The sequence below is a fragment of the Bradyrhizobium hipponense genome, assembly GCF_008123965.1.
GTDB lineage: Bacteria > Pseudomonadota > Alphaproteobacteria > Rhizobiales > Xanthobacteraceae > Bradyrhizobium > Bradyrhizobium hipponense.
Genome location: NZ_VSTH01000123.1, coordinates 1 through 18,511 on the forward strand (window position 1 = coordinate 1; position 18,511 = coordinate 18,511).

The following is an 18,511-nucleotide window of genomic DNA, read 5'->3' on the forward strand; positions in this document are numbered from 1 at the left end:
CGATCGTGCTGTTCGGACGGCTGTTGCAGGGCTTTTCTGCCGGTGTTGAGGTTGGCGGCGTTTCCGTCTACCTCTCCGAGATTGCCACTCCTGGCAACCGCGGTTTCTACACATCGTTTCAGTCCTCGAGCCAGCAGGTTGCGATCTTTGTCGCGGCTCTTATCGGATATTTTTTGAGCGAAGCACTTCCGGCCGAAATGGTTGCCGCCTGGGGCTGGCGGATCCCGTTCTTCCTTGGCTGCTTGATCGTTCCGCTTATCTTCTTCCTGCGCCGGACGCTGGAGGAAACTCCGGAGTTTCTGGTCATGAAGAATCACCCAACGGCCCGCGAGGTCTTTGCCTCCACGGTTGCGAACTGGCGCATTGTCATTCTCGGCATGATGATCGCGATGCTGACGACCACGACCTTCTATTTCGTCACGGTGTACACGCCTACGTTCGGCAAGCACGTATTGCAGCTGTCCTCGCAGAACACGCTCTTGGTGACGCTTTTGGTCGCCGTGACGAATTTCATCTGGAACCCAATTGGCGGCGCGATTTCTGACAGAATCGGGCGGAAGCCGGTCTTGCTGACCATTGCCGGCCTTGCCTTGGTGACTGTATATCCGGCGTTGTCTTGGCTTGTGACCGAGCCAAGCTTTGGCAAGATGCTGATAGTGGAGATGATGTTCTCGTTCTATTTTGGCACCTATAGCGGCGCCATGTTGGGCGCTCTGGTCGAAATCGTGCCGAAGCACGTTCGCACGACCTGCTTTTCTTTGGCCTTCGCACTCGCCGCAGCTCTCTTTGGCACGTTTACGCCGCTCGCATCGACTTGGCTGATCGATCGGACCAACGACAAGGCATCGCCCGGCTTCTGGTTGATGTTTGCAGCTTTGCTCGGCATCATCGCCGCACTGACGATTTATCCAGGAAACACCAAGAGAGTTGCTAAGCCGTTGCGACCCGAGCGGTCTAACAGGGCCGTAACCGCGCAATAGCACGCGCGCCCATCGAAACCTTGACGGCCCAAGACTGAAGTGAACTTGGTGCGTGACTCTCCTTGCGCTGATCTCACGGTGGTGCGTGGCCCACTCTGCCGGTCACGGTTCTTCCGATGCGATCTGGAACAGTATCGGGACGAGCTGACGCTGATGTTGACCGGGAATGGCTGAGCATTATCGCCACACTCTATTTCGTTCTGTGGTCGAACGGCGAGGTGATAATGCCCGCACATTGCGGTCACGTGAAACAAGGCAGAGCTCGCGTGAGGGATACATACCTCGCGCGAGCTCCAGCGGTGAAATCAGCGGGCATTTACTGCCAAACACGTCTTCAGGCTGCAGGAATTCGTCCAGCGAACTGGTGTATCGCAGGTCAGCCAAACCATAGCGTAAGGAGACCTCTGCTATCTTGACCGATACCGGCCTCGGCGCTCGGATGCGCAAGTCGAATGTTCACCCTCCTTATCGTATTTTGCGAGGAGCCCTCGACCAGGGCGATGCTGCCTTGTGCAGTCGAGCCACGGGCCAACGCATGACCACGACCAAGGCCATTAGTGGCCCGGCTCGATCAGCCGCGACTTCACGCGCCGCTAACTTGCGCGGATGAAGTACCACGCGCGAGCTGTGCGAGCTCCGTCTCGAGCTTAGGATTGCGCTTGAACATGGCGTCGATCAACGCTTGCGCCGGCTGCTCGGCCGCTTCCACCCACGTCGCCTTCTCCGCGCGTGCGGAGGGCGCGAAGACACGCTTAACGACGGTCGGCGACCCCCTCAGACCACATTTGGCCATGTCATCCACACCGGCAGTTTGAGCGCTCCATTTTACGATTGAGGCACGGGCCGCACTCAAGGCATCTATCATTGCACCGCGGCGAATTTGATTGGTTCCCTCTAACATACTGATGAGACAAGGCAACTTAGAACGAAGCACCTGGACTCCTCCTTCGCAGCGCCGTTCCGCCTCGATCGTGCGTACCTTGACGTCCAACGCCTTGATTGTGGAAACATAGGTAAGCTGCTGGATCCCGAGCCTCTTTGCAATGCCAGGTCCCACCTGCGCCGTATCGCCGTCGATAGTCTGCTTGCCCGTGAAGATGAGGTCCGGTGGGCCGTATTCCCTCCCGATATTGCGAATCGCGCACGCCAGCGCGTAACTCGTCGCCAGCGTATCGGAGCCCGCGAAGCTACGATCGGTGAGCAGGACAGCGCGATCGGCACCAAATGTCAGTGCCTTTCGGAGAGATTCTTCGGCCGACGGCGGCCCCATTGTCAGGACAGTGATTTCGCCGCCGAACTTATCTCTTAGCTCGAGCGCAGCTTCCAATGCGAAGAGATCATATGGGTTGATGATTGTCGGCACGCCCTGACGCATGATCGTATTCGTGACGGGATGCACGCGGATTTGTGCGGAGTCGGGGACCTGTTTGATGCAGACGATGCTGTGCATATGCTTCTCCTGAGATGTTGAGCAGGCTCCCCACCAATAGCAAGTGTCATACCACCCCAGGCATTTCGCCGATGAGGAACGCATGCAATGACTAGCGGCTGACGGCGAGCCGGTTGTCGCGACTGCGACGGGCTGCGCAGCGGACGTGATCTCAGTTGATCTGGAACGGCCAGCAACGGAGCCACAGCGATCACGCGCTGGTGCGACGCCAAGCCATGTTTCATAGGGCGAATGCGTTGCAAGCAGACGATGACAAGACCGTCCGACGTAAAGAGGCCTTACGCTTCGCCGGCGAGCGAATCCCAACGAAAGCATAAGGCTGGCATCCGCCTCATGCACCAGAGCTGGCAACCGCCTCTTGTCACGCACTCCTATCCCGTCGGCCGAGCACGGGAGAGAAGCGAGCCCGACGCTTTGTTCAGAAGCGCTTGATCTCGATACCATGTCTTCGCAAGGCATAGCCGATCTGGCGCGGGGTTAGTCCAAGCAGGCGCGCCGCCTTCGCTTGTACCCACCCGGATCTTTCCATGGCCGCGATGACGCGCTCGCGATCAGTGACTTTCGCAGCAGCACCCACTACCGGTCGCCCGGGTGGCCCCAGCGGTGTCAGCTCGCTACTGACCGGCTGAACTGCTGTTACAGCTTCTGTTGGCGGCATGCTCAGCCTCGCGGGCAGTGAGATTGTCGGGCTCGGCTGTCGCGCCGTTTCCTCCGGTCCACACTTCCATAGCATGGCCGACAGGCATTGCCCGTGGCAGCACGCAAAATCGTCTCTTACGATCGACGATCCGTGCGCCAGGGTCGCGGTCCGCTGCACGCAGTTCTCCAGCTCGCGGACATTGCCGGGAAATCCGCAACTCATGAGGACCTCAATCGCACTTGAATCGAACACCAGAGCACGGCCGTTCTCATTGTTGAAGTTCTTCAAGAACCGAGCGGCGAGAAGCGGAATATCAGTGCGTCGTTCGCGCAGCGGCGGCAGTAGCAGAGGAACCACGCTGATTCGGTAATAAAGGTCGGCGCGAAACTCCTTCCTTGCTACCGCCTCTTCAAGATTCTTATTCGTGGCTGCAATCACGCGGACGTCGACCTTGATCGTCTGATTGCCGCCCACCCGCTCGAATTCCTGCTCCTGAAGCACGCGCAGGAGCTTCGCCTGGAACGACGCCGAGATCTCGCCGATCTCATCTAGAAACAACGTTCCCTTGTCGGCGAGCTCGAAGCGACCCTTGCGCGCGTTGAATGCGCCCGTAAAGGCCCCCTTCTCGTGGCCGAACAATTCGGATTCCAGCACCGTCTCAGTTAGGGCTGCGCAGTTCAGTTTGATAAATGGCCGTTTGGCGCGCGCTGAGCGCTCGTGAATAGCCTTCGCGACCAGCTCTTTTCCGGTACCCGATTCGCCACGCAGCAGAACCGTGCTGTTGGATTTTGCAATCACCTCGATCTTCTCAAGTAACGCGCGCAGCGCCGGGCTTTCGCCGATAATTCCGTCCACTTGAACCTTCCTACGCTCCCGCCCATGAGGCTTGAGCTCGGACAGCTGCTTCTGCAGCCGGAACTCCTCGTCCATAAGGCGCCCGCGATCGCGCACAAAAAAGCAATGCAGCTTCGCCGTCTGACCCACAAGGCTAGCGATCATGGTCAGCAGGTGGAGGTCATCCTCGAGCTGCGCGCATGTCCCGTTGTCCGCGATGCGGTCAATGCTCAGCGTACCCACAACTTTCTCGTCAATGTCTATGGGAACGCCGATGAAAGCAACACGCGTATTACCGGCGGCATCTAGCATTTCGACGTCGGAAGGACTGAAGGCCGAATGCAGCGCTACATTCTTGACGATGAGCGGCCGCCCCGACGTCACGATTTGATCAATTGCTCCGTGTGCCAAGCGCACTGCGCAGCGCTCATCGCGGCCTTCGCTCCGGTCGTCGTCTACGATGATCTCGGGCACGCCGTCATGATCGAAAAGACACACGATGCCGCGCCGCATCTGCACGAGCGACGGCAGACGCTCGATGACGCTCTCCAGCTTGGCTTCGAGCCGGGACAGGCCGGTGAGCGTGTGCGCTATTTCAAAGATCGCGCTTAGCGATTTCTCTTGCGACGGCACAATACAAGCGGAGGGGTCCGCGTCGGAGGTTGAGTTTGGGTTTTCGCGCAGGGAAACGCTGTCCAGCATAACGACTTCTCCGTTCCTTTCTTGATCCTCCCCATCACCTTGATCGGACTTGGTGGACTCGTGTTGGATGCCCCCCTCGATCTGACATCCAGTTCTCGGGGCGGGGTGAGAGATCACGCCTCTTCATGGTACGTCGGCAGCACTTACAGTGACTAGATTTGTCGCTTTATTCTGTCCAACTCGCTGCGCGGATTCGCCCCGGCCAACATGACTTCCATCGATGAAGCTCAGATTAGCCGAGGTTCGTCAGGGGGCGGATTCACTTATAAGTGTTGCCCGCCATTGATCGGCACTTCGGCGCCAGTGACATAACTTGCCGCATCTGAACATAGGAAGAAAATGACCTTGGCGACCTCTTCGGGTGTACCCACCCGGCGAAGTGGGATCTTTGGCACAAGATGCGCTTCCGTGTCAGGCGACAAAATGTCCGTCTTGATTTCGCCGGGCGCGATCGCATTGACGCGAATGCCATGTGCGGCGTAATCGTGTGCCATTTCGCGCGTGAGACAAGCGAGCGCGGCTTTCGAAGTCGCATAGGCCGTGCCAGCAAATGGATGCACCCGCGAGCCGGCGATCGAAGTCACATTGACGATCGAGCCTGAAGCTGCTTTTAGCTCATCGAACAGACCTTGAGCGAGCAGGATCGGCGCCACCAGATTGAGGTGGAACACGCTCATCCAGGTATCGACCGAGGTCGCCAGCGACGTCAGCCGGGCACCGTTCGGCATTTTTGGTGAGTTTCCGGCATTGTTTACCAGTCCGTGCAACGGTGCGCCGGCAAGGCACTCCTTGATCTCGGCAATGACGCGCGGCAGCGTCCGATGATCGCTCAGGTCGACCTTGATATAGCTGTCGTCCTCTGAGGTCCACGGGCAGCGCACCGCGTCGAATGGTTGGCGCGCGCAAGAAATGACTCGCCAACCGGCTTCCGAAAACAATTTTCCGGTGGCGCGACCGATACCGCGCGATGCCCCGGTCAATACCAGCGTCTTCCGCTTACGCAGCGGGCGGCGCGCTCGATCGGCGTGAATTGGACCGCCAGGGTCCGTTTCCGACGACTGAGCTGCGACCGCTTTGTCATCTCGTAGACCTAGACTCACACGCGGCTCCCTTCCGCTCCCCTCGGCTGTGCACCTGGTGCAGGATCCGGGCCAGAGCCATGCAGGGCACCAGGGGCGCACTTTTACGACCAAAATGGCAGGTTCCGAACATCTGGCCTGTTTGCTTCTCGACAGCAGCAACGCCGCAGCAATGGGCGTCGAGCTCCCGGGCGGTCTGTGGCTCATTCGGTTTGGCGGAGATAGATCAGCCGTCTTTGGCGGAAATCAGGATCGATGGCCAGTTCGTCCAAGCTGTTCTCAGCCGTCGTACACGGGCGCAATGCGGCTCTGGAGCAATATCGATGGACCGCCGGCCGCGCCGTTCATCACACATCCGTCCGAAAGGCCTCTGCGAGCGGCGCATGAACAAGGCGGTCGTCAAGAAACGAGCTGACCGCAACGCAAACGGATTGCCCTCCAAAGGCCATCCATCTACCGGACGCGCCTCCTTGCTGCCGGGACATTCTGACGTGACTGTCTGCTACGTCAGATTTCTCGGCGGCCCGGACCACCATTGCCGTGCTCTTCACCGTCTGGCCAGCCGATGATAAGGACCATAACCTTTCCGCACGATTCGACTTACACATGACGACCCGAAGCATTGCGCGGGGCAAGGCCGCCGGCGCTCGCCAGCATTGGCCTACGCTTCGCAGGCGTTCGCCTTACCACCCGCACCGCATCCGTGGTCGTGCGCCGGTCAGGCCTCGCCTGCCGCCGGAAGTCGCCATCCACCGTTTCTGCGATAGGTTGCGAAACTCGATGGTCGAGGCCAGCAGTATCAGGCTGATGATCTAGCCGACCATCCTCAGGCTCGAGCAGATTCGTGGCATTTCATGAAGCCGCGAAATGCTCGTATGGGTTATCGATTATGGTCAAATGCTCCGGATTGCTCAGATCGAACTCAATAATGCGCGGCACGAGCAGACGGGCATAGCGCGTGAAGGCGCTGGTGGGGGGAAAGCGGATCACGGTAGCGCATCGCGCAAGAAGATACATGTCGATGAGAGCGGAAGCTCCACCTTCAATTCCCATTTCCGCACTATGCAAGGGCCCTGCCCGATCCGCCTGGAAACGTTTTGGGACGGCGAAGACATCGGGAAACAGACACGATACGTGATCGAGCACCTGTGCACTGTCCGTGCACAGGAAGACCTTTACAGGCTTCGGGTATGGCAAAGCCTTGGCTTTACGGATTGCCATGCAGACCTGACGAAGGGCGAGCTCCGAATCGGCCCAATACGGCGCATGCTCCATGATATCTTCGCCATTGCCGTGCCGAACGTGAACGCCGATGATGCTATGGCCGCTAAAGTGTTCCTCATACAACGCGTCGATCCGCGCTCGAATCTCAGACCTCAGCTTGATGTTCCGAAAGATCAGTCGTTCGGCTTCCTCGCCACAACGCCACATCAGGCAAGCGTCACAGACAACGGTATTGGCTTCGCTATCTTCTCTTGCCTGGAACAGCTCGGTCAGTTCGTCACGTTCCCGGAAGATCTGCTCATCCGGACGATTGATGCAGTCGATCGATGGCCTGTTCCACCACCGCGGGAAGAACGGTCCGGGAAACGAGAGCCGGTTGACCCGGTCATCGCAAATCACCCGCACTCCAGCGATGTCCTCAACCGGTTCGAAGAACACCGGAAAGGCGTTGCTGAACGGTTGGTCGACGTAACAGGAACCACGCCAGTCAATGACGAGCGTCCGCCCGGTCCGCTGCGCGTACGACCAGGCTGACGCCAGCGACCAGAGGCAATCACCAAAGCCGGTACGCCTCCGAGAAATAACAAAGCGTTCCTTCGTCAAGTTATCAAACCCTTCTCGTTGCGCAAGATCAGTCTTGTGTGGCGCACCTACTCATCTGCGACGCCAATGGACGGCTGGTCACCTCGACGCAAGGTGATTAACCCGCAAGCCTATCTTCCACGGCACCGCGATTGGCGGGTCATGCAAGAGGCGTCCACGGAGCCCTCTTGCGCATTGCTCACCTTTTACAACCGCGCAGTCTGTGACGGATGCAGCCGAATACGGCGCTGATCCCAGAGCCCGCGCAGTTCGTTCACGAGAGCTTCGCGCCTCGTCCTGTCAGAGGTGACCCTGGCGAGAAGATCGGCAAGAACAGCTTCCTTCTCAATTTGCATCAGCATGTCGAACAGGTCATGCGAAACGCGCACGCTGTCCTGGCTCGAGTGACCCATGCGGATCTCGCAGACTGTCTCCTGGCGTTCTCGGCCCGCATGAGCGCGAACCCGGTACAGAGATACATGGGGCGGCAGTGATACAGCGAGTGCAGTCCAGCTTTCGAGCGTTGTTGCCCGCTTCTTGACGAGGAATGACCCGACCACAAGGCCATCGAGCTCGGTCGACAAAAACGCCGTAATCGCATCGGCAACGGAATCCACGATTGGTTCGGCATTGTTGTTGAATGACGTATTTAGCAGAATCGGCACGCCTGTCCGGCTCTTGAACGCATTTATGAGTTCCCAATAGGCGGCATTGTTCGTGCGGGAAACCGTTTGCAGCCGAGCCGTACCATCGATATGCGTGATCGCACCCAGCAAAGCACGCTTGGATTCGTGCACGCGAACGACGAAATTCATGAAGGGATATTCTGCGCGACCATCCGGCAACTCAAAGAACGCACCCGCATCCTCCTCCAGAACCGATGGCGCAAATGGTCGATAACTCTCGCGCTTCTTGACCATCGCGTTGATCCGGTCCTTGTTTGCGGCGGGCCTCGGGTCCGCAAGAATACTGCGGTTGCCGAGCGCACGAGGGCCGAACTCGGACCGGCCCTGTACCCACCCGATCACGGCGCCATCAGCGATCCACTCGGCTGCTCTGGTTGCGACGTCAGTGGTCCGTTCAATCTCCAGGTGTCCAGCCCATCGCTTCAGTTCCTGTTCGATGCTGTCGTCGCTGCCGACATCTGGCCCCCAATAAACCGCCTGTAGTCGCTCGCGCGGCGCCGGTTGCCCGGCCTCGTTCGACACCATCAGTGCCGCGCCCAATGCGCATCCGGCATCATGCGCAGCCGGCTGCACGAAGATATCTTCGAACAGGCCTGAATACAGGAGTTTTCCGTTCAGAGTGCAGTTGTGAGCCACCCCGCCAGCCAGGCACAACCGTTTCATTCCGGTCGATTCACGGTAATGCCGAAGAATGTGAAACACGATCCGTTCCAGCGCCTCCTGCAATGATGCGCTCACATCGCGATGCTGTTGCGTGAACGGCATTCCCTTTCGCCGGACATCGATATTGCGCAGCAATGCCGGGCCGATACGGTCGAGGTGAACGCGGTAGCCACCGTTTGCGGAGAGCTCATAGAATTGGGCAAAGAGCTCGCGATAGCGTGCGGGATCTCCGTAAGGAGCCAGTCCCATAACCTTATACTCGTCGAACAGGCCGTAGCCGAGATATCGGATCGTCTCCAGATAGAACAGTCCGAGAGAGTTATTCTCTGGAAACGTCATCAGCTCGGTCATTTCGGTGCCCGACCCGACCGCCAAGAGACCCGAGAGGAAGTCGCCACAACCGTCGATCGCGAGAACCAGGCTTTCTTCAAAACCCGACATCGCCAGAGCGCTCACGGCATGGGCCTGATGGTGACCTACGAATGACACCCGCGAGGGATCAATTTCGGTGCCGAACTCCGCCGCTAGAAGGTGCCGTAATAGCAGATTGGCATTTAGCGGAATTGAGATCTCAGGTTGTGAGATAAACAGCCGTTCGAGCATCGCGTTGCAATAGGCTTCGGTGGCGTAGAACGCGATGCGATCGACGTCGCGCAGCTCCACACCAGCGGCTGCAAGACAGTATTCAATCGCACTGCTCGGGAGCTTGTTCGAGTGTTTGATCCGGTTGAGACGCTCCTCTTCGACGGCAGCGATGACGCGCCCGTCCTTGACAAGTACTGCGGCGCCGTCGTGCAGGAACGTGTTCGGTAGTTCAAGCGGGTTTTCATAGACCCTGTCGAGCCCGCCACTCAATCCTAGACACAGCATCTTGTTCTCCGTTCATCCTGAGAGGCCTGTTGGCCTATTTCGTATCGCTTGCTTTGCGAGCCGGCCGCACCTCGCCGCGGGACCGATCAGGCCTCGCTGGCGTAACGCGAATCGGAAGTTTGTTACGCCCGATATCCGATCTCGCACACGCAATGCTTCGCTTTAGGTCTTGTTCTCACCGCATCAGGCGCCGCCGAAGCAGCGCGGCCGAGACGAGGAAGGGAAATGCTCCGTAGATGCAAAGTACAGCCACATGTAAGCCGACGCTGTCGACCGGCCGACCGAGCATTGCTGGACGAATGAGATCGACCGAATGTGTCAGGGGCAACAAGGCCGCTATGCGTTGAAATGAACCCGGCAACTGGCTCATTGGGAAGATCGTCCCGCTCAAATACATCATGGGCGTGAGAATGAGTGACTGGTAGAAGATGAAATAGTCGTGGCTCGGTGCAAGCGCTGAAACGACCATTGCGAGGCTCGCGAAAGTAACGCCAGTGAGGGCGATGGCTGGTAGCGCATAGGGAATGGATGACCACTCTGCATAACCCAGCGCGACGGCAACAATCGTGATCGCCGTCCCGGCAAGCAAGGCCTTGCTTGCTGCCCATGCCACTTCACCGAGAACGATGTCGCCGAGCGTAAGGGGCGTACAGAGTACTGCCTCCCACGTGCAATTTGTCTGCATGCGAGCGTAGGCCGCATAGATCGTTTCGAAGGTTGCGGAGACCATCGCGCTTGTGGCGACCATGCCCGCGGCCAGAAACGAGATGTATGAGGTCCCCTCAATGCCACCTATGATCATTCCAAGGCCAAAGCCGAGACCGAACAGAGAGCTCATCGGCTCGGCCAGATTTCCAAGAATCGACGCCAGAGCGACTTTCCGCCAGACCAGAAAATTGCGGCGCCATACCGCGATCCAGTTCCATGGATTGGCAGGGAGCGCCGGCGCAAAACGTTGCCACATCGTTCAGTCCTTCATCTCTCGACCGGTTAGCCGCAAGAAGACGTCCTCCAGATTTGGAGGACGCTGCAGAAGGCGGAGATCCGTGCGTTTGGCAAGCCGGACGCGCACCTGCTCTGGATCCGTGACATAGCAGAACAGCGTCTCCCCGCTCACCTCAGCGCGCTGCACTTGGGGTCTGACCAGCGGCAGCAGTTCATGCGGATTACCGCCGTAAATCTCGATTACTTGGCAACCGATCTGCTGCTCGATCAGCGCGTGAGGCCGGCCTTCGGCAATCTTACGGCCGTGCTCAAGCACACACAGGCGATCGCACAACCGCTCCGCCTCTTCCATGAAATGCGTGGTGAGAAGAATCGTTTTGCCGCGCGCTAATAGCGAGCGCAAGCGTTCCCAGATCAGGTGACGGCCGTGCGGATCAAGGCCAGTCGTGGGCTCATCAAGCACCAGGAGCTGCGGGTCGTTAATGAGGGCACGAGCTAGCGTCAGTCGCCGCTTCATGCCGCCGGACAGTTCGGCGACGCGAGCATCCGCCTTGTTCTCCAGGCGGGCGAATTCGAGTAACGCCGGCGTGACCGCTTTAACCTCGGCCGCGCTCATGGCGAAGTAGCGCCCGAAAACGAGCAAGTTTTCGCGGACCGTGAGCTGAAGATCTAGGTTGTCGAATTGTGGGACAACCCCGATGCCCCTGCGCGCCAGGCGCGCACGTGCCGGCACCGGCTCGCCAAGCACGCAGATCTTACCTGCGTCGGGCGAAGCAACACCCAGGATCAAACGCGCAAGGGTACTTTTACCCGCGCCGTTTGGTCCTAGCAGACCGAAGCACTCTCCCGGCGAGACCGTAAACGAAAGGGCGTCCACGACGACCCTGTCGTTGTAGGACTTGCTCACCTCGAAAAGGTCGACTGCCGCGGTTGACATTTGCTTACGCCATCGCGACGGACGTTGTTCGCGCCGCTTGGGTCGCGCGCTTTTTTGTCCAAAGCAGGCCGTCACACCATACGTGATCGACGCGTCCCCACTGGCACGCGGCGGCAGCATCCGGGAAGAAGCCGCGTCCATGCAGATTGGCGCTGGTATTGCAAAGCAGCGGAATGGCTGTGAGCTTCTCGTACTCGACGAGAAGCTCGGCCACTTTATGCGGAGAGGTTCTGGAAACCGTCTGTAGGCGGGCAGATCCATCGAGATGCACGACGGCGGGAATTTTGTTCCGCCATTCCGGTCGCGTCTGGTGATCGAACAGCATGTACGGATCGGGTATTCCAGGGCTGAAAATCTCCGCCGCGCGATCCTCCAGGCATATCGGCGCTACCGGCCTGAAATGCTCACGAAGTTTGATGTCGTTGAGATGATCTTTCATTCCTTCCCTGGTTGCAGCCGCGAGAATGCTTCTGCCACCCAAGGCTCGTGGTCCGAGCTCGGCACGCCCGGCAAGGAAGACCACGGGCTTGTCGCTCGCGAGGATTGCCGCAAGTTCGCCCATAGTGCAGGGCGCGCCCTCCCATTCGGGCGGGACTTCGCTGGGACGAACGGCCGGTCCAGCGTAGACCGACCATTCCAGGGCTCTAAAGCCTTGCTGTGCCGCCAGTGCAGAGCAAGCAGCACCGATGGCCGAGCCGCTGTCGTTCGGAAAGGGCGGCACCCACACGACATCGAACAGGCCGGTCGCACGAAATGCACTATTCCACTTGATATTCAGGCCACAGCCGCCGGCTATGCAGAGGTTACGCGCCCCCGCAAGATCCGAATGCCGCGCCACAACATCAGCAATTGTGCGAACCAGCAGACGCTCTAGAAAGACGTGAAATGACGCAAGGACGTCTTCGGCTTGCTTGGCCTTCAATCGCGGTGCGCACGCATCGAAGAAATCGTGTAGAGCTTCAAGTGGCGGTTGTGAGCTGTTGATCTGTGCAAGCTTATGACAGGCGCCATCAGCATCCGTGGCAAAGTGCGCCTGATAAAGCTCCTGAAACGTCTTAATAATGTCCTCGTCGGGCGCTCCCAGCGCGATATAGGCCATCAGCTTGCCGGCAATACCGAGATCCCAGATGGTCCGGTCTGCCCGCCTGTAAGGTCCAAAGTGATGTCCTGCCGTCGCATAGGCGTGGCCTATCATCGGAAACAGGCACTCGATGAACCGGATGCCGTGGGGCTCGACATAGTAGAGGCGTGGAAACATGCAGCCGTCCCACACCAAGCAGAAAGCAGATTGTGCGGATTTGGCAAACGAGCTGGTGCAGTATGCGGATGCTACGTGCCCGGTGACATGGGGATAGCTTTGATAGGGATATAGCTTCCCATCAAGCATGAGGCCGATGCGATCGCGGGACGTGAGGGGGCTATCGCCTTGGCCTTCGACATACGGCGCGCCCTTGAGCTTGATTGTCGTCGTCCCACTAAGGACTTCAAACTGCGATTCGAACTCTCCATCCCAGCCATCAATGACGAACTGATCAACATCGCTTGGATCCAGCCCGTGCTCCGCCAAGGCGCTAACAACGGAATCCAGGTTGTCGATGGTTTGATAACGCGGATTGTTGTTCAGCTTCTCCTGCTCGACGCAAAATACCACCCGGCCGTCCTCGATCAGAGCGACTGCCCCGTCATGCGTCAATTTGATACCGCAGATACGCATAGTGGCTCCTTTCAAGCTCGGCCGTTGGGAGGGATCGAAGATCGCCCCGGATTGCGAAAGCGGACCAACAAGCAGTCTTCGTCAGCCGACTGCCCCTGGCACTGCACGCGTTCGATCTCAATGAGCGCTTCAGTCAAAATCGCGATGACCGTCTCGGCGCCAGCGACATGGCCCCATCGCCTGCAGGTGGCATCACGTGCAGATCCGAAGACCAGATGCCCGCCTGGAGCAAGCATCTTCACCATCTTGCCGATTGCGGTACGCATCCGTGTCATGTCTTCGAGATAGTAGAGAACTTCGGCGACCACGATCAGGTCGAACAGCTCTTCGGTCGAGAACTGCAGAATATCGGTCGCCGCCCAGCTGATATGCGACCACCTCTTGGTCCGCTGGACCGCTCGACCGATCGCTCGCGGCATAACATCGATGACCGTTAGCCGTTTGCAGTGAGGAGCAAGCTTCTCTGTGAATGCACCGGCCGCGCACCCGATCTCGAGGCCGGTTGAGACGGCGCCGTTCGACAGCGATAGCCGTAGCAATTGGGTGTGACGCTCACGTTCGTACGGATTGTCGTCAAGCCGCCACGGGTCATCGTTAGCCAGCTCCCGTTCCAATAACTGATATGTCTTGTCCACGCTCACCACTTAATTCCCCTACAAAATTGCTCAGTCAGTCTCGGCCGCAATGCCATCCGGCGCGATCAGCTGCGAGGGAGCGCGCGAAAGACCTGCCCTGCGAATTGAGCCAAGCGTTTCCGATCCCGGGTTCAGGTTTGGTCCAGTTGTCGCGTCTTCGATCGAGGCCTTCGATTCATCAACGTCTGATGATTTCGCTATTTTGCGCGAGAGCCAGTCGCTGTTGCTCAAGGTACAGAGCGCATAGGCTTTCATCGGGAGCAGGAGGAAGATGTTGATCGGGGTGTGCAGCGAGAAGCCGAGAAATCGAAGCTCCCCGGCACGAAGGGCTGCCACGCTGCATCGAATCATGGTCATCGCGACGATGGTCAGACCGGTCCACCAGGGCACGGTGCCCGTGAGCGCGAGCTGAGCGAGCGCGGCAATCGATGAGATGGCGAGCAGCAGCGGCCCGAGGTTCTGTCCGAGCACGTCGAGCGTAAGGTACCGGTCGAGGCCGGGCAACAGGTGCAAACCGAGCAGCGTGTCGCGGTAGGTGCTCCGCGCCCAGCGGAGCTGTTGCCGCAGATATGGCAAGAGCCTGTCCGGGACCACCGTGGCGGCGATGGCGTCCGGAACGTACTCGGTTCGAAACCCCGCCTTAAGCATGAGGATGGTCAGATGGCGGTCCTCACCGAAATCGCTCGGCCTTCCCCGAAAGAACTGCGTCTCGTACTGGTCGAGCAGCAACATGAGCGCGGAGCGGCGGTACATGGCACACGGCCCGCAGCAGCACATGACGGCACCGAAGCGCGTCTGCGCTGCGCGCTCCTCGTTGCAAGCCAACCAGTACTCCATGTCGATCAATCGGGTCAGCCAGCTGTCGTTGCGGTTGCTGGCCGTCAATTGACCCATGGCCGCGCCGACGGCTGGATCTTGCATCTTGCGTACGAGCTTGCTGACCACGTTGCTGGCGAGTTCGGTGTCGGAATCGACGTTGAGCACGAGATCGCCGAATGACCGGCGTATCGCGGCGATCTGTGCCTTACGCTTTCCAACGTTGCTTGGCAGCAGAATGACACTGACCCTCGGGTCATATGCGTAGCTCGCGTGCACGGGTGCCACTGCACCGACATTTGCAGAGCCGTCATCGACCACATAGACCTGCAATCGCCCTGGGTAGTCCTGGCATGCGATAGACTTCAGGCAGGCCGCCAACGTGCGCGGGTCCTCGTTGAAGCAGGGCACGATGACATCCACGCTGGGCAGAGCACCGGTGTCAACCGGGTCATACGGCGGCAGTGAGGCGTCGGTTCGCAGCGCATAAAGCGCCTGCGCGCTCTTATGGACGCTGGAGAGCAACGCGTAGGAGGTAACAGCAACGGTGCTGATGGTGGCAAGCAGGCTCATGGGAATTGATCTATTTCAGTGAGGTTGAGGAAGTGACCGGATTGCAAATCCACGGTCATGCAGTGCTGGAATGAGCTGGGCGAGCGCCGTCACAGTCTGGTCGCGCCGACCAGCATGAGGGCTGCGTCCCAACTCGTCGGGAGGGCATCCGTCGTGCAGGAGCACGATTGCCCCCGGCCGGACCGAGGCCAGCACCGCGGCAACGATCGACTCGACGCCGGGACGAGACCAGTCTTGCGGGTCGACTGACCAGTGCAGAGCTGCCAGTTCGGCCTTCGCCGATGCGGCGAGGGCCTCCTTCGTCCAAATCCCATACGGCGCACGCATGTGCCGCACAGAGGCTCCGGGGCAGGCCATTCCGATGACCTTGTTCGTCGTGAGGATCTCGTACTCCACCTCATCCGGCATGCATTTGGACAATTCCGGGTGCGTCATTGTGTGGTTTGCGATTTCGTGCCCTTCTGCAATGACGCGCTGGATCAGCTCCGGCTGGCCCGCTGCATATGCACCGATGACGCAGAAGGTGGCGGGGGCCCGATGCTGCGCCAGCACATCCAGGATAGCCGGCGTGCAAAGCGGGTTGGGACCATCATCAAAGGTCAGATAGACGCAGTGCTCTCCGCCGGCGTCGGCGTAGTCGCTCCGCGCAGTCACGTTCTTGGGCGACGTCACAGCTCTGGCCCGTTCCGTTCAATCATCTCACCGGCCGGCCATTCGCTCATAGGTTTCGCAATCGGCAGAACGAGGACGACCACGTCCTCCACGCGCGTCGGAGGCACAGTGAGATGGATATCCGGGCGAGCGGACCGGACGCGGAATCCTGGCAGAACAGTCGCCAATCCCTGTCGCCCGAGCAGCCTGGTAATATGTTTCTGCAGGGCAGATCGGACCGTGCCAAAGCCGAACGGCACGCCAAGATCTCGCAATACAGGATACATCACGCGGATGGAGTGGGTGATTCCGAGCCCCTCGAGATCCGGGCGCACCCCGTACAATCCGAGTTCAGCCACGAGCAGATCGATCTCACCGACTTTTATGAAGCGGCGCAGTGCGCCGATGTGGATCGCGACGCCACGATCATCGTAGCCGATTGCCCGAATCTCAGGCCTTGCGCCGGCCCAGCTTCGATGACCTTCAAAGGGCTTTGCGTTGAATTCCCCGGTCGGGCCATAGGTCTTCCGGAAGAAGTCCGACAATTCAATATGGTCGGCAAGTTGTAGCTCATTCTCCCAGCACAGCCTCCAACGAACTGGAGGGCGCGCCGAAACACCTCGTGTGGATACGGGCGCGATCATGTTCATAGAGAGTAATTCCTGTTCGTTATCTGGCTCCTGACGCAGGCCAGCAGTTCGCTACGTTCGAAAGGCTTGCCCAAGAACTGGAGTCCAGCTTGCAGGACGCGCCTCACATCGTCTTGGGAGTGGTCTGTAAGCAGAACGGTGGGAATCGCGCCTCCGGATGCAATCAGATGATGGAAAAGCTCAAGGCCACTCATCACGCTCGACTGCATGTCGGCGATCAAGCACGACGTGATCAAACGGCGGCCTGATTTCAAGAACCCGTCTGCGCTCTCGAATGGTTCGGGCACGTAACCTGCGGAAAACACCACATCCGTGAGAGCTTCACGCACTGACTGATCTGCGTTCACAATGGAGACGACGTCGAGCGTGTGCGCAACTCGCATCAGATTCGCCAAGGACGCCTTCACTTGCATGTTCCGCACGATTTCACCCCAACAAGGACGCAATCCACTCGGATGCGACCACAACACATTCGGCACCTGCAACCGGAGGGGGCCGACTGGACGGAAATCTACGGCCAAGTTGAGCGTTCGCTCAATTCTACGGCTGTACACGGCTGGTATAGAATGGGTTGGCGAGGCCATACGAAGGTTTGCTCGTCGTATACACCAACGCAAGTTTGCAGATCCCCACCGTCGTGGAGCGAGATATGGCTTGCGCAACACGCGCGAAACTGCGACCGCACGGTCCAGACGTGTTGATCGATCCCTTGCGCTGGGCTGAGACGCGCAACGAGTTGTAACCATTCTGATAGATCTGACTTCTCGCTAAACTCGCGTTTTGCTATCCTCATTCGGTACAAATGGTAAAATCGATTGTATCGATAGAACACATTCACACCGTGGATCACTCAGGATTATGCGTTTCAAGGGCCTCGATCTGAATCTCCTCGTCGCGTTCGACGCCCTGGTGACGCAAGGCAATCTCACGTCGGCGGCAAGAAGCATCAACCTCAGTCAACCTGCCATGAGTGCCGCCGTCGCGCGGCTTCGCACTTACTTTCGCGATGAGCTATTCACGATGAAGGGCCGGAAGCTTGTCCCAACCCCGCGGGCTGAAGCGCTCGCAGCCCCGATTCGCGAGGCTCTCGCTCACATTCAGCTCTCCATTATTTCTCCGGACGATTTCAATCCGTCTCAATCGAATCGGCGATTCAGGATCATCCTGTCCGACTTCATGACTGTCGTGTTTTTTCGACGAATCGTGGACCGCGTCGCGCGGGATGCTCCTAGCATCACTTTCGAGTTGCTGCCCCCCTCAGAGGAACCCGATGAGCTTCTCCGGCGCGGTGAAGTCGATTTTCTCATGTATCCGGAGATGTTCATGTCGAGTGCGCATCCCAAGGCGACGCTGTTCGAGGACAACTTTGTTTGCGTGGGCTGCCCCATGAACAAGCAGCTAGCGCCGCGACTTACGTCCGAGAAGTACATGTCGATCGGGCACGTGGAAGCTCAGTTTGGGCGCTTCCTGAGGCCCTCGTTCCACGAATGGCTCTTGCTCGAGCATGGTTTCAAGATACGCACCGAGGTCGCAGTGCAGGGTTTTGGTATGATTCCGCCTATGTTATTGGGCACCAACCGTATAGCGAGCATGCCCTCAAGACTCGTCAGCCATTTCGCAAAGACGATGCCCCTGCGGGTTATTGAACCTCCGCTGCGACTTCTCACATTCACCGAGGCCGTCCAATGGCCCGCCATTCATAATACTGATCCTGCAAGCATTTGGATGCGCAACATATTCTTGCAAGAAGCAGCGACGATGGTCTCTCCGTCCGAGACCGGCCAATGTCACGGCACGTTCTAGGATTGTTCGACCGTTTGCGACCTCTCCGTTAACCAGATCTACGCCAGGCTCGAAGGTGAGCTATCGCCAAATTTTGG

General features: G+C 58.7%; 15 protein-coding genes. 2 read left to right on the forward strand and 13 right to left on the reverse strand.

Translation table 11 applies throughout. The features are described 5' to 3' along the window. On the forward strand, positions 1–980 hold a 980-nt coding region (tcuC, locus tag FXV83_RS30870; RefSeq protein WP_148743358.1), incomplete at its 5' end, for a tricarballylate/proton symporter TcuC. A 583-nt stretch (positions 981–1,563) separates the two neighbouring features. Here the strand turns inward: tcuC and FXV83_RS30875 are convergent. The 13 genes from FXV83_RS30875 to FXV83_RS30935 form a co-directional block, all read right to left on the reverse strand. Next, complete coding sequence (locus FXV83_RS30875) at positions 1,564–2,430, reverse strand: electron transfer flavoprotein subunit beta/FixA family protein (protein ID WP_148743359.1); 867 nt, start codon at positions 2,428–2,430, stop codon at positions 1,564–1,566. 418 nt (positions 2,431–2,848) lie between these two features. After that, the gene (nifA, locus tag FXV83_RS30880; protein WP_148743360.1) at positions 2,849–4,606 is read right to left on the reverse strand and encodes a nif-specific transcriptional activator NifA; all 1,758 of its coding nucleotides are present in this window, start codon (positions 4,604–4,606) and stop codon (positions 2,849–2,851) included. 263 nt (positions 4,607–4,869) lie between these two features. After that, positions 4,870–5,706 (reverse strand): SDR family NAD(P)-dependent oxidoreductase, encoded by an 837-nt coding sequence (locus FXV83_RS30885; protein WP_430648958.1) that lies wholly within the window; start codon positions 5,704–5,706, stop codon positions 4,870–4,872. A gap of 831 nt (positions 5,707–6,537) precedes the next feature. Then, positions 6,538–7,512, reverse strand: coding sequence for a nodulation protein NodZ (locus FXV83_RS30890; RefSeq protein ID WP_148743361.1), 975 nt, complete (start codon positions 7,510–7,512; stop codon positions 6,538–6,540). Between the two features lie 185 nt (positions 7,513–7,697). Further along, entirely contained in the window at positions 7,698–9,710 is a 2,013-nt protein-coding gene (locus FXV83_RS30895) for a carbamoyltransferase family protein (protein WP_148743362.1), read from the reverse strand. 175 nt (positions 9,711–9,885) lie between these two features. Further along, positions 9,886–10,674: an ABC transporter permease gene (locus tag FXV83_RS30900; protein WP_148743363.1), complete on the reverse strand. Its 789-nt coding sequence runs from the start codon at positions 10,672–10,674 to the stop codon at positions 9,886–9,888. 3 nt (positions 10,675–10,677) lie between these two features. After that, the gene (nodI, locus tag FXV83_RS30905) at positions 10,678–11,592 is read right to left on the reverse strand and encodes a nodulation factor ABC transporter ATP-binding protein NodI (protein ID WP_235940330.1); all 915 of its coding nucleotides are present in this window, start codon (positions 11,590–11,592) and stop codon (positions 10,678–10,680) included. Positions 11,593–11,596: 4 nt separating this feature from the next. Next, positions 11,597–13,306 (reverse strand): nodulation protein NodU, encoded by a 1,710-nt coding sequence (gene nodU, locus FXV83_RS30910; RefSeq protein WP_148743364.1) that lies wholly within the window; start codon positions 13,304–13,306, stop codon positions 11,597–11,599. Positions 13,307–13,317: 11 nt separating this feature from the next. Next, the gene (nodS, locus tag FXV83_RS30915) at positions 13,318–13,947 is read right to left on the reverse strand and encodes a nodulation methyltransferase NodS (protein ID WP_148743365.1); all 630 of its coding nucleotides are present in this window, start codon (positions 13,945–13,947) and stop codon (positions 13,318–13,320) included. A gap of 24 nt (positions 13,948–13,971) precedes the next feature. After that, a complete protein-coding gene (nodC, locus tag FXV83_RS30920) occupies positions 13,972–15,330 on the reverse strand; it encodes a chitooligosaccharide synthase NodC (protein ID WP_148743366.1) in 1,359 nt (452 codons plus the stop codon). A 15-nt stretch (positions 15,331–15,345) separates the two neighbouring features. Continuing rightward, a complete protein-coding gene (gene nodB, locus FXV83_RS30925) occupies positions 15,346–16,002 on the reverse strand; it encodes a chitooligosaccharide deacetylase NodB (RefSeq protein ID WP_148743367.1) in 657 nt (218 codons plus the stop codon). Continuing rightward, the gene (locus FXV83_RS30930) at positions 15,999–16,631 is read right to left on the reverse strand and encodes a NodA family N-acyltransferase (protein ID WP_148743368.1); all 633 of its coding nucleotides are present in this window, start codon (positions 16,629–16,631) and stop codon (positions 15,999–16,001) included. Before FXV83_RS30930 ends, nodB begins: the two co-directional genes overlap by 4 nt. After that, the gene (locus FXV83_RS30935) at positions 16,628–17,026 is read right to left on the reverse strand and encodes a response regulator transcription factor (RefSeq protein ID WP_235940333.1); all 399 of its coding nucleotides are present in this window, start codon (positions 17,024–17,026) and stop codon (positions 16,628–16,630) included. Before FXV83_RS30935 ends, FXV83_RS30930 begins: the two co-directional genes overlap by 4 nt. 463 nt (positions 17,027–17,489) lie before the next feature. Here FXV83_RS30935 and FXV83_RS30940 point away from each other — a divergent pair, with 463 nt between their 5' ends. Next, positions 17,490–18,434 (forward strand): LysR family transcriptional regulator, encoded by a 945-nt coding sequence (locus FXV83_RS30940; RefSeq protein ID WP_148743370.1) that lies wholly within the window; start codon positions 17,490–17,492, stop codon positions 18,432–18,434. The last annotated feature ends 77 nt before the right edge of the window (positions 18,435–18,511 follow it).

Coding starts and splice junctions, on each gene's coding strand:
- FXV83_RS30875 (WP_148743359.1), bottom strand. CDS start 2,430: ATGCACAGCATCGTCTGCATCAAACAGGTCCCCGACTCCGCACAAATC.
- nifA (WP_148743360.1), bottom strand. CDS start 4,606: ATGCTGGACAGCGTTTCCCTGCGCGAAAACCCAAACTCAACCTCCGAC.
- FXV83_RS30895 (WP_148743362.1), bottom strand. CDS start 9,710: ATGCTGTGTCTAGGATTGAGTGGCGGGCTCGACAGGGTCTATGAAAAC.
- FXV83_RS30900 (WP_148743363.1), bottom strand. CDS start 10,674: ATGTGGCAACGTTTTGCGCCGGCGCTCCCTGCCAATCCATGGAACTGG.
- nodI (WP_235940330.1), bottom strand. CDS start 11,592: ATGTCAACCGCGGCAGTCGACCTTTTCGAGGTGAGCAAGTCCTACAAC.
- nodU (WP_148743364.1), bottom strand. CDS start 13,306: ATGCGTATCTGCGGTATCAAATTGACGCATGACGGGGCAGTCGCTCTG.
- nodC (WP_148743366.1), bottom strand. CDS start 15,330: ATGAGCCTGCTTGCCACCATCAGCACCGTTGCTGTTACCTCCTACGCG.
- FXV83_RS30930 (WP_148743368.1), bottom strand. CDS start 16,631: ATGAACATGATCGCGCCCGTATCCACACGAGGTGTTTCGGCGCGCCCT.
- FXV83_RS30940 (WP_148743370.1), top strand. CDS start 17,490: ATGCGTTTCAAGGGCCTCGATCTGAATCTCCTCGTCGCGTTCGACGCC.